Consider the following 11,824-nt stretch of genomic DNA (forward strand, 5'->3'; position numbering starts at 1 on the left):
GGCACCCCGGAGCGCCTCGGCCGCCCGCGACGCCGCGAGAGGGCCTGCTCCTCGGCGTCCTCGGCGTCGTACGCCTCGCCCTGGGCCGTCCGCCGGCGCGGTCGCCCGGGGAGCGCCTCGCGCCACTGCTCGTCGTAGCGCGCGTCGTCGTCACCGAACTCGTCGTAGTCGTCTTCGTTCGGGTCGTGCAGGATGCCCAGCTTGACGCCGAGGAGGCGCAGGCGCTGCGGGATCGCGTTGACCGGGGTGGCGGTGACGACGAGCAGCCCGAAGACCGTCAGCAGGACGAGGAGGGGGACGGCGAGGACCTCGGTCATCGTGAACGTCAGCGGAGTCGCCGCCGCCCACCCGACGAGCCCACCGGCGTCCCTTATGGCCTGCATCCCGGCACTGCGCGCGGGCGACCCGCACGCGATGTGGACCTGCCCGAGGACGCCGATCAGCAGCGCGGACAGCCCGATGACGATACGACCGTTGGCCTCCGGTTTCTCCGGGTGCCGCACGAAGCGTACGGCGATCACCGCGAGGAGGACCGGCACGAGGAGGTCGAGCCGTCCGAAGGCACCGGTCACCAGGATCTCGACGAGATCTCCGACGGGCCCCCTGAGGTCGGCCCAGGTGCCCGCCGCGACGATCAGCGCGAGCCCGAACAGCAGCAGCGCGACGCCGTCCTTGCGGTGCGCCGGGTCCAAGTTCTTCGCCCCGTTCCCTATCCCCCGGAACACGGCCCCCACAGCGTGCGCGAGCCCCAGCCACAGGGCGCGTACGAGGCGGTAGACACCGCCCGTGGGACTCGGCGCCGGCTTGGGCGCGGCCTTCTTCGCCGCGACCTTCCTGGCAGGCGCCTTCTTCGCCGGCGCTTTCCTCGCCACGGCCTTCTTCGCCGGAGCCTTCGCCGGAGCAGCGGCCTTCTTGGCGGGCTGCTTCTTGGCTGCGGAGGGACGTGAGGCCATGGGTGTGAGAGTACCGGCGGAAACAACACAGGACACGTGTGCCTACAGCTTCACCCGTACGTGTCGCCTCCGGAGAGCCCTCAAACTGACGCTCAGCCTGAAGGGCTTCCCGGCAAGGGAGTTAAAACCACCGAAGCACTCACGACCACCCGGCTACGGGCAACCGCGCCGCACCCACTCTCCCCACCGCCACCCAGCTGCGGGCAGTCGTGCCTCCCCCAGTGCCCTAAGGGCCTGGGAGGTACCCCCATGGGGCGGCACGGGTGGGCGCAGCGGCACCCCGCAAGCGCGGGTGAGCGAAACGCCCCCCACCCCAGCCCACCCGAACCCGCACCGAACACAGCCCGCTCAGCCCTGAGAAGGCACCGTAGGAGCCCCTCCCCCCGCCCCGGGCTCCAGCGCGTCCAACGCCCGCCGCAACCCCGTCAGCTTCCGCTCAAGATGCGCCGCGGTGGCCACAGCCGCCGCATCCGCCGAATCGTCGTCCAACTGCTTGGACAACGCCTCGGCCTGCTCCTCGACCGCGGCGAGACGCGCGGACAGCTCGGCGAGCAGCCCGGGCGCCTCCTTCCCCCCGTCGACCCCCGGCCGCCCGCTCCCGTCGAGCTGGAGCCGCAACAGCGCCGCCTGCTCCCGAAGCTGACAGTTCTTCATGTACAGCTCGACGAACACCGAGACCTTCGCCCGCAGCACCCACGGGTCGAACGGCTTGGAGATGTAGTCCACCGCCCCGGCCGCATACCCCCGGAAGGTGTGATGCGGACCGTGGTTGATCGCGGTGAGGAAGATGATCGGGATGTCCCTGGTCCGCTCCCGACGCTTGATGTGCGCGGCCGTCTCGAATCCATCCATTCCCGGCATCTGGACGTCCAGCAGAATGACCGCGAAGTCGTCCGTCAGCAGTGCTTTGAGCGCCTCTTCCCCGGACGATGCCCGCACCAGTGTCTGATCCAGCGCCGAGAGGATCGCCTCCAGCGCCAGCAGATTCTCCGGCCGGTCATCGACCAGGAGGATCTTGGCCTTCTGCACCATGGCCCGCCCTCCTCGCCCCGGCAGTGCACCGGGCGCCGCCCCTGGGGACGACTCCTTTGCGCCGCCCTTCCTTGTGCCGGTCATGGTAGCCGTACCCCGACCGCCGCCACACCCTGTCACCGCGATGTCACAGTGCACGTAGCAGGAACGCAGCGGGAGACCAGAAGGTTCCCCGAACACCGTCCCGCTGCCCCGCGCCGGCCACCCTGAGTCAGCGCCTCACGGCACCTTCACACACTCCCCCTCACCCTTCCCGCATCCACTGCACCATCACGGACAGCAGATGGTCCGGGTCCACCGGCTTGGTCACATAGTCGGACGCGCCGGACTCAAGGGCCTTCTCCCGGTCGCCCTTCATCGCCTTCGCGGTGAGCGCGATGATCGGCAGCCCCGAGAACTGCGGCATCCTGCGGATCGCCGACGTCGTCGCGTAGCCGTCCATCTCCGGCATCATGATGTCCATCAGGACGACCGCGACGTCGTCGTGCTGCTCCAGCACCTCGATGCCCTCCCGGCCGTTCTCGGCGTACAGGACCGACAGCCCGTGCTGCTCCAGGACGCTGGTGAGCGCGAACACGTTGCGGATGTCGTCGTCGACGATGAGCACCTTGTCGCCGCCGAACCGGATGTGCACGCGCGTGTGCGCCGTGTGCTCCCCGTTCTCCTCGCCGGACGCGGACCGCCGCCGGCGCCGGAAGAGCGCCGCCGCCCCGTTCTGCGTCTCGTGGTACGACTTCACCTCGGCCGGCGTCTCGATCTCCGGCGGCGCGGGTGCCGCCGCCTCGGTGAGCGCCAGGAGCCCGTTCTCGGAGGCCACCAGATCGCCCGCCTCCAGCGCCGGCACGACCTGCTGGTAGCCCTGCGGAGGCAGCTCGCTGGCGCGCACCGGCAGGTACAGGGTGAACGTGGAGCCGCGGCCGGGCTCGCTCTGGGCGTAGATCTCGCCGCCGAGCAGCTGCGCGATCTCCCGCGAGATGGACAGGCCGAGCCCCGTGCCGCCGTACTTGCGGCTGGTCGTCCCGTCGGCCTGCTTGAACGCCTCGAAGATCACCCGCATCTTGCTCGCCGCGATCCCGATGCCGGTGTCGGTCACGGAGAACGCGATCAGCGGGGCGTCCGCGTCGGTCAGCGAACCCGCCTCCAGGAGCTGTTCCCGGATCACCACCGGGACGTCCGCTCCGGCGGGCCTGATCACCAGCTCCACGGAGCCGGAGTCGGTGAACTTGACCGCGTTGGACAGCAGGTTGCGCAGCACCTGGAGGAGGCGCTGCTCGTCGGTGTGGAGGGTGGCGGGCAGCTCCGGGGAGACCCGTACGGACAGGTCGAGGCCCTTCTCGGCGGTCAGCGGCCGGAAGGTGGCCTCCACGTAGTCCACGAGCTGCACGAGGGCGATCCGGGTCGGGGAGACGTCCATCTTGCCCGCCTCGACCTTCGACAGGTCGAGGATGTCGTTGATGAGCTGGAGCAGGTCGGAACCGGCGCCGTGGATCGTCTCGGCGAACTCGACCTGCTTCGGGGAGAGGTTGCCCTCGGCGTTGTCGGCGAGCAGTTTCGCGAGGATGAGCAGCGAGTTGAGCGGGGTGCGCAGCTCGTGCGACATGTTCGCGAGGAACTCGCTCTTGTACCGCATGGACACGGCGAGTTGCTCGGCACGCTCCTCCAGGACCTGCCGGGCCTCCTCGATCTCGGTGTTCTTCACCTCGATGTCCCGGTTCTGCCGGGCCAGCAGCTCGGCCTTCTCCCCCAGCTCGGCGTTGGACGCCTGGAGCGCCTTCTGCCGCTGCTCCAGCTCTCCCGAGCGCTCCTGGAGCTGTTCCGCCAGCTCCTGCGACTGCTTCAGCAGGCGTTCCGTCTTGGTGCTGACGGAGATCGTGTTGACGCTGGTCGCAATCATCTCGGCGACCTGGCTGAGGAAGTCCTTCTGGATCTGCGTGAACTCCCCGAAGGACGCCAGCTCGATCACACCGAGCACCTTGCCCTCGAACAGCACCGGCAGGACGATCACCTGCGCGGGCGGCGCCTCCCCGAGCCCCGAGGAGATCTTCAGGTAGCCGCTGGGCGCGTTGGAGACGAGGATGGTGCGCTTCTCCAGCGCGGCCGTCCCCACGAGCGCCTCACCGGGCTTGAACGACGTCGGCATGGACCCCATCGAGTAGCCGTACGACCCGAGCATCCGCAGCTCGTACTGGTCGGGTCCGGCGTCGGAGACCGGCATGCTCAGGAAGAACGCGCCGTGCTGGGCGGCGACCAGGGGCGGCAGCTCGCTCATGATCAGCGAGGCGACGTCCACCTGGTCCCGGCGGCCCTGCAACAGGGCAGCCGCGCGCGCGAGGTTGCCCTTCAGCCAGTCCTGCTCCTTGTTCGCGATCGTCGTGTCGCGCAGGTTGGCGATCATCTTGTTGATGGTGTCCTGGAGCTCCTGGATCTCCCCGGACGAGTCCACGTCGATCTTCAGGCTCAGGTCGCCCCGGGTCACCGCGCTCGCCACCCGGGACATCGCGCGCACCTGCCGGGTCAGATTCCCGGCCATCTCGTTCACGGACTCCGTGAGGTCGCGCCACGTGCCGTCGACATCGCGCACGCGCGCCTGCCCGCCGAGAGCCCCTTCGGTGCCCACCTCGCGGGCCACGCGGGTGACCTCCTCGGCGAACGACGACAGCTGGTCGACCATCGTGTTGATCGTCGTCTTCAGCTCAAGGATCTCGCCGCGCGCGTCGATGTCGATCTTCTTGGTCAAGTCACCCTTCGCGATGGCCGTCGTCACCATCGCGATGTTGCGGACCTGCCCGGTCAGGTTGGACGCCATCTGGTTCACCGACTCGGTGAGGTCCTTCCAGGTGCCCGACACGCCCGGTACGTGCGCCTGGCCGCCCAGGATGCCGTCCGTGCCCACCTCGCGGGCCACCTTGGTGACCTGATCGGCGAACGAACTGAGCGTCTTCACCATGGTGTTGAAGGTATCGGCGAGCTGCTGCACCTCGCCCCGCGCCTCGATCGTCACCTGCCGCGTCAGGTCGCCGTTGGCGACGGCCGCCGCGACCTGGGAGATGTTGCGCACCTGCATGGTCAGGTTCTTGGCCATCAGGTTGACGTTGCCGCTGAGGTCCTTCCAGATGCCCGTGACCCCGGGGACGTGCGCCTGCCCGCCCAGGATGCCCTCGGTGCCCACCTCGCGGGCCACCCGGGTCACCTGCTCGGCGAACGACGACAGCTGATCGACCATCGTGTTGACCGTCGTGACGAGCTCAAGGATCTCGCCCTTGGCGTCGACAGTGATCTTCTTGGACAGGTCGCCCTTGGCGACGGCGGTGGTGACCTCGGCGATGTTGCGGAGCTGGGTGGTCAGGTTGTTCGCCATGAAGTTCACGGACTGCGTGAGGTCCTTCCAGGTGCCCGAGACACCCTGCACCTCCGCCTGGCCGCCGAGGATGCCCTCGGTACCCACCTCACGCGCGACCCGGGTCACCTGCTCCGCGAACGACGACAGCTGGTCGACCATCGTGTTCAGCGTGTTCTTCAGCTCCAGGATCTCCCCGCGCGCGTCCACGGTGATCTTCTGCGAGAGGTCACCGCGCGCGACCGCCGTGGCGACCTGCGCGATGTTGCGGACCTGCCCGGTCAGGTTGCCCGCCATGCCGTTCACGGAGTCCGTGAGGTCCCGCCACACCCCGGCCACCCCGGGCACCTGCGCCTGCCCGCCCAGCCGCCCGTCGGTGCCCACCTCGCGGGCCACCCGGGTCACCTGCTCGGCGAACGACGACAGCTGGTCGACCATCGTGTTGATGGTGTTCTTCAGCTCCAGGATCTCCCCGCGCGCGTCGACGTCGATCTTCTGCGAGAGGTCACCGAGCGCCACGGCTGTCGTCACCTGAGCGATCTGACGCACCTGAGAGGTCAGATTCCCGGCCATGAAGTTGACGGAATCGGTCAGTTCCTTCCACGTTCCTGACACCCCGTCCACCCGCGCCTGCCCGCCCAGCCGCCCCTCCGTACCCACGTCCCGGGCCACCTTCGTGACCTGGTCGGCGAAGAGCGACAGCTGGTCGACCATCCGGTTCACGGTGTTCTTCAGTTCCAGCATCTCGCCGGCCACGTCGACGGTCACCTTCTGCGACAGGTCACCGTTCGCCACCGCCGTCGTCACCTGGGCGATGTTGCGGACCTGCCCGGTCAGGTTGCGGAACGCCGTGTTGACGGAGTCCGTCAGGTCCTTCCACGTCCCGGCCGCCCCGGACACCTGCGCCTGCCCGCCCAGCTCACCCTCGACGCCGATCTCCCGCGCCACCCGGGTCACTTCGGCACCGAACGCCGAGAGCTGGTCCACCATCCCGTTGACGGTGTTCTTCAGCTCCAGCATCTCGCCGGCCACGTCGACGGTCACCTTCTGCGACAGATCGCCGTTGGCCACGGCCGTCGTCACATAGGCGATGTCCCGCACCTGCGTGGTGAGGTTGCGGAACACCGTGTTGACCGAGTCCGTCAGGTCCTTCCAGGTCCCCGACACACCGGGGACGTTCGCCTGCCCGCCCAGGCGTCCCTCGGAGCCGGTCTCGTTGGCGACCCGCGTCACTTCGTCCGCGAAGATCCGCAGCGTCTCCGTCATCTGGTTGATCGTGTCCGCGAGCTGCGCGACCTCCCCGCGCGCGGGGACCGTCACCTTGCGGGACAGGTCACCGTTGGCGACGGCCGTCGTCACCTCGGAGATCCCGCGCACCTGTGCCGTCAGGTTCCCGGCCATGGTGTTCACGGAGTCGGTGAGCTCCTTCCACACCCCGTCCACGCCCCGCACCTGCGCCTGCCCGCCGAGGATGCCCTCGGTACCCACCTCACGCGCGACCCGGGTCACCTCGGAGGAGAACGCGGAGAGCCGGTCGACCATCGCGTTGACGGTCTCCTTCAGCTCCAGCATCTCGCCGGCCACGTGGACGGTGACCTTCCGCGACAGATCGCCGTTGGCCACGGCTGTCGTCACGAGCGCGATATCGCGCACCTGCGCGGTCAAACGATCCGCCATCGTGTTGACCGATTCGGTCAAGTCCTTCCACGAACCGGACATTCCACGAACCTGCGCCTGCCCGCCGAGCTTGCCCTCGGTGCCCACCTCGCTGGCCACGCGCGTGACCTCGTCCGTGAACGTGGACAACTGGTCGACCAGGTTGTTGACGACCCGCCCGACCTTCAGGAACTCGCCCCGCAGCGGATGCCCCGCCCCCTCCGGGAGGTGCGCCCGCAGCTCCATGCGCGGCGACAGATCGCCCTCCGCGACCGCCGACAGCACCCGGCTGACCTCGGAGACCGGCCGCGCGAGATCGTCGACCAGCGAGTTCGAGGCGTCGATGGCCGCGGCCCACGACCCCTCGCAGACACCCGTGTCCAGCCGCTCGGTGAGCTTGCCCTCACGGCCCACCATGCGCCGCACGCGCGCCAGCTCACCCGTCAGATGCAGGTTCCGGTCGGCCACCTCGTTGTAGACGGCCGCGATCTCCGACATCACGCCGTCGCCGGACACCGTGAGCCGCTTGCGGAAGTTCCCGTCCCGCATGGACACCAGGGCCGCCAGGAGCCGGTTCAGGGCAGCCGTGTCGACCACGGTCGTCCCTCCCGCGCGCGCGGCGCGCGGACCGCTCCTGACACGCGCCTTCGTGCCCCGCGTCGCTGCGCCAGACTCCACTTGTCCCTCCCGCACGGGTCGACCCCTACCAGTACTGCCGCGTATCGCAGCCCGATGTAATCAGGCCACAGTGAAGGCTGCTGCCCGACGTACACGGAAGACACCCAGTCTGCCCGGACCTTCACAAGAAGCTTGCCCAGTGTTTCACCCTCGACGAACACGGCCATAACACTTCGGCGGCTGCGCACACCGTCCGCACAATCCGGGGGCGGGAACACGGGCGACCGGCATCCGCGCCACCCCGGAAGGTCAGTAACCTTGCACTGGCTGTCCAGCCGCGCCGGCCCGACCCGGCCTGGGCGGTGGCACCAGCACGAGCGGGCAGCGGAGGGGCGGCCGACGTAATGACCACCGGACTGATTCCCGGGGGACAGCCCCCGGACCCCCGGCCCGCCGGCCCACGCCCGCCCCAGCCACGCCACCCGGACGACCGGGAAGCACTGTCCGCCGACGACCGGCCGAGGAGTTCTGTGATCACCGCGCGCGCGGCTGCCAGTTTCGAGCCTGCGGGACGGTCGGTCGCGACCGCCCGCGCCTTCGTCCGCGACACCCTCCAGGGGTGGGGCTTCGCCGACATCGTGGACGACGCCGTCGTCCTCACCAGCGAACTCGTCACCAACGCCGTCATCCACGCGGGCACCCACGCCGACGTCCTGTGCCTGCGCAGCGACGACGGCGTACGCATCGAGGTCTCCGACCGCTACCCGGAGCGCGAGATCCCCCTCCAGGGCGCGCTGCCCGCCATGAGCAACCCCGACCGCGAGGGCGGACGCGGACTCCAGCTCTGCTCGGCGATCGCGGGCCGCTGGGGCGTCGAGTACGCGCCCACCCACAAGAACGTCTGGTTCCAGCTCGCCCTGCCCGAACGCGCGGTGGGCACCCGCGCGGCCGGCCCCTCCCTCCCGGTCGGCCTGCTGCCGCTCACCGACGGCCGGGTACGGGTCGCCGTCGTCCAGATCGACCGCACGGGCGCGATCTCCGCCTGGAACGAGGACGCCGACGACATCTTCGGCTACCCCGCCGACCAGGTCATCGGCAAACCCCTCACCGACCTCGCCGCCTGGCCGCACACCCCGGGCACCGCCACCGGCATCGCCGAGGCCCTCCAGCTCTCCCGCTGGGAGGGCAGCTACGGCATCCGCGGCGCCGACGGCCGCGTCACCCCCGTCTACGCCTCCCACCTGCGCGTCCGCGACGCCGGCGGCGAGCCCTCCACCGTCTGCCTGCTGGTACGCGACCACGAGCGCGCGGTCCTCCAGACCCCGGCCCGCGTCCCGGCGACCGACACCACCACGTCGTCCGACTCCCCGAACACCGACCCGTTCGAGGTCTTCATCGGCTCCCCCGCACCGGACGACCTCGACGGCCTCCTCCAACGGACGGTGGAACGCGCCCGGGACATGCTCGACGCGGACGCCGCGTTCCTCCTCCTCGCCACCGACGACGAGACGGAACTGGAGGTCCGCGCCTCCACCGGCCTGCCCTCCACACGCCAGCGGTTCGCCCGAGTCCCCGTCGAAGCGGGCCCCGGCCGCTACGGCTCCGCCCGCATGCCCGCCGTCCACGAGGACCTGACGGCCGTGCCGGGCGCCGTCCCGCTGCTGAACGGCACCGGCATGCGAGCCGTCGTCACCGTCCCGCTGAAGGTCGAGGGGCGCCTGACGGGCTCGCTGGGCGTCGCCTCCGAGTCGCCGGGCCGCTACTCCAACGAGGAGGCGCTGCGCCTCCAGTTCGCCGCGGACCGCATCGCCCTCGCCGTCGAGTCCGCGCGCCTCGGCGAGCTGGAGCGGCTGCGCAGAGGCTCCCTCAGCTTCCTCGTCGAGGCCTCCGACCTCCTCGCCGGCACCCTGGACCGCGACCAGACCCTCGCCCTGATGGCCCAGATGACGGTGCCGACCCTGGCGACCTGGTGCGCCGTCTACACGATCGCCGACCAGGCGTCGGACCCCTACCTGTCGTACGTCCTGCACGAGGACGAGGAACTCATCGACGGCATCAAGTCGTTGCTCTCCAAAACGGCCCCGCCCGACCCGGTCCCCACCCCCGGCGCCCGCATCTGGACCGCCCCCGGCCAGGCGGCCCACGAGGCGGCGCTGCGCAGCTCGATGCGCAGCCTCGGCCTCTCCGGCGGCCCGACGCACCCAATCTCCTCGGGCATCGGCCCCACCCTCGCGACGGCCTCGGCGGTCGGCGGCGAGACCGTCGTCCTGCCGCTGGTCGCCCGCAACCGCGTCATCGGCATGCTGACCCTCGGCAAACCGACCGACGAACACTTCCGCCAGGAAATCCTAGAACTCGCCGAGGACCTCTCCCGCCGGGCCGCCCTCGCCCTCGACAACGCCCGCCTCTACTCCGAACGCACGGCCATCAGCCAGGCCCTCCAGCGCAGCCTCCTGCCCCCGGGCCTGCCCGAGATCGACGGCGTCGAGGTCGACGTCATCTACCGCGCGGCCGGCGAGGGCAACGAGGTCGGCGGCGACTTCTACGACGTCTTCCCGATCAGCGACGGCGCGTACGGCTTCGCCATCGGCGACGTCTGCGGCACCGGCCCCAACGCGGCGGCGGTGACCGGCCTCGCCCGCCACGCCCTGCGCCTGCTCGCCAGGGAGGGCCTCAGCGGCCCGGCGGTCCTGGAGCGCCTCAACTCCGCGATCCTCGACGAGGGCGCCCGCAGCCGCTTCCTGACCCTCCTCTACGGCGAGCTGCGCCCCCAGGAGGACGGCAGCGCCGAACTGAAGGTCGTCTGCGCCGGCCACCCCCTCCCCCTGCGCCTGCGCCAGGACGGCACCGTCGAACCCGCCGCCGAACCCCAGCCCCTCCTGGGCGTGATCGAGGACCTGGAGCTGTACGAGCAGACGGTCACCCTCGACCCCGGTGACGTCCTCCTCTGCGTCACCGACGGCGTCACGGAACGCCGCGAGGGCACCCGCATGCTGGGCGACGATGGCCTCGCCGACGTCCTCACCACGTGCACCGGCCTCACAGCGGGTGCGGTGGCCGCCCGCATCATGCGCGCGGTGGAGCGGTTCGCGTCGGACGCGCCGTCGGACGACATGGCTATTTTGGCGATGCGGGTGGCGTGAGGGGCGAATGAGTTGAGGGCATGAAAAAGCCCCCTGCCTTCACAGGCAGGGGGTTTATTTCTGAGCCCCCAAACGGAATCGAACCGTTGACCTTCTCCTTACCATGGAGACGCTCTACCGACTGAGCTATAGGGGCCTTGTTGCTTTTGTGGGGTTTCCCTCGCGGCAACAAGAAGATCGTACCCCGAACGAGCGTGTATTCCCAAACCCGTTCAGCGCGCCGGCTGCAACAGCCCGCCGAGCGCGTTGCAAGCGGACACTATGCGCTGCATGTCCCGCTTCGTCAGCGCCGCGTCGACCGGCAGCGCCAGCGTCTCGTCAGCGGCCCGCTCGGTCTCCGGCAACGACACACACCGCCGGAACTCCGGCAACCGGTGCACAGGCGTCTTCACCGGGACCCGGCAGGCAACTCCCTTGCCGCGCAAGGCCCGAGCGAAGGCGTCCCGGTCCGGCCGGCCGTTCCCCGGCACCCTCACCACATACTGCTGGTACGTGTGCCCGTCACCACCGTCCGGCGTCCACACCCCACGCAACCGCGCGTCCAGATAGGCCGCCCGCTCCCGCCGCTGAGCGATCTCGTCGACGGCCCCTTCCCCGTCTCCCTCCTCCAACACCAACAGCCCCCGCCGCGCCCCGACTTCACGCAACCGCCCCACATCCGCAGGCCGTCCGAAGCGGTGCACGACAACCACGGCCGCCGTCCGAGGAGTGACGACCGACTCGACGGCCAGCGCGTCGAGGCAGTAACTCACCGGATCCACGTCCGCGAACACCGGCATCGCGCCGACCCGGGCCACCTCTTCGGCGATCTCCGTGTTCCCGAAGGCCGGCACCACAACCTCGTCGCCGAGTCCGACGCCCGCAGCCCTGAGCATTGCTCCAGTACCCATGCTGGGATGTTCGGCGCGGAACGTGAACTCAAAGTGACGAAAAACAAAAAAGAGGTAGGCCCTGAACCGAAGTTCAGGGCCTACCTCTAAAAGGAGTTCGGCGGCGTCCTACTCTCCCACAGGGTCCCCCCTGCAGTACCATCGGCGCTGTGAGGCTTAGCTTCCGGGTTCGGAATGTAACCGGGCGTTTCCCTC

General features: G+C 69.8%; 4 protein-coding genes, 1 tRNA gene, 1 rRNA gene and 1 pseudogene. 1 reads left to right on the forward strand and 6 read right to left on the reverse strand.

Annotated elements, in window-relative coordinates; genetic code table 11:
- The 3 genes and pseudogenes from ACVNF4_RS24830 to ACVNF4_RS24840 form a co-directional block, all read right to left on the reverse strand.
- Positions 1 to 953: pseudogene (locus ACVNF4_RS24830) on the reverse strand (cell division protein FtsK); the annotation flags it as partial.
- Between the two features lie 348 nt (positions 954 to 1,301).
- Positions 1,302 to 1,985, reverse strand: a complete 684-nt coding sequence (locus tag ACVNF4_RS24835; protein WP_355862341.1) for a response regulator — start codon at positions 1,983 to 1,985, stop codon at positions 1,302 to 1,304.
- A gap of 244 nt (positions 1,986 to 2,229) precedes the next feature.
- The gene (locus ACVNF4_RS24840; protein WP_461805094.1) at positions 2,230 to 7,656 is read right to left on the reverse strand and encodes a HAMP domain-containing protein; all 5,427 of its coding nucleotides are present in this window, start codon (positions 7,654 to 7,656) and stop codon (positions 2,230 to 2,232) included.
- Positions 7,657 to 8,000: 344 nt separating this feature from the next.
- On the opposite strand from ACVNF4_RS24840, the gene ACVNF4_RS24845 reads away from it, so the two are divergent.
- Positions 8,001 to 10,739: a SpoIIE family protein phosphatase gene (locus ACVNF4_RS24845; protein ID WP_461805095.1), complete on the forward strand. Its 2,739-nt coding sequence runs from the start codon at positions 8,001 to 8,003 to the stop codon at positions 10,737 to 10,739.
- 63 nt (positions 10,740 to 10,802) lie between these two features.
- Here the strand turns inward: ACVNF4_RS24845 and ACVNF4_RS24850 are convergent.
- The 3 genes from ACVNF4_RS24850 to rrf all read right to left on the reverse strand — a co-directional run.
- A tRNA-Thr gene (locus ACVNF4_RS24850) sits at positions 10,803 to 10,875 on the reverse strand.
- A 76-nt stretch (positions 10,876 to 10,951) separates the two neighbouring features.
- The gene (locus ACVNF4_RS24855; protein WP_461805096.1) at positions 10,952 to 11,614 is read right to left on the reverse strand and encodes a DegT/DnrJ/EryC1/StrS family aminotransferase; all 663 of its coding nucleotides are present in this window, start codon (positions 11,612 to 11,614) and stop codon (positions 10,952 to 10,954) included.
- A 110-nt stretch (positions 11,615 to 11,724) separates the two neighbouring features.
- Positions 11,725 to 11,824: ribosomal RNA gene (gene rrf / locus ACVNF4_RS24860) — 5S ribosomal RNA — on the reverse strand; the annotation flags it as partial.

The sequence above is a fragment of the Streptomyces sp. S6 genome (assembly GCF_054880855.1).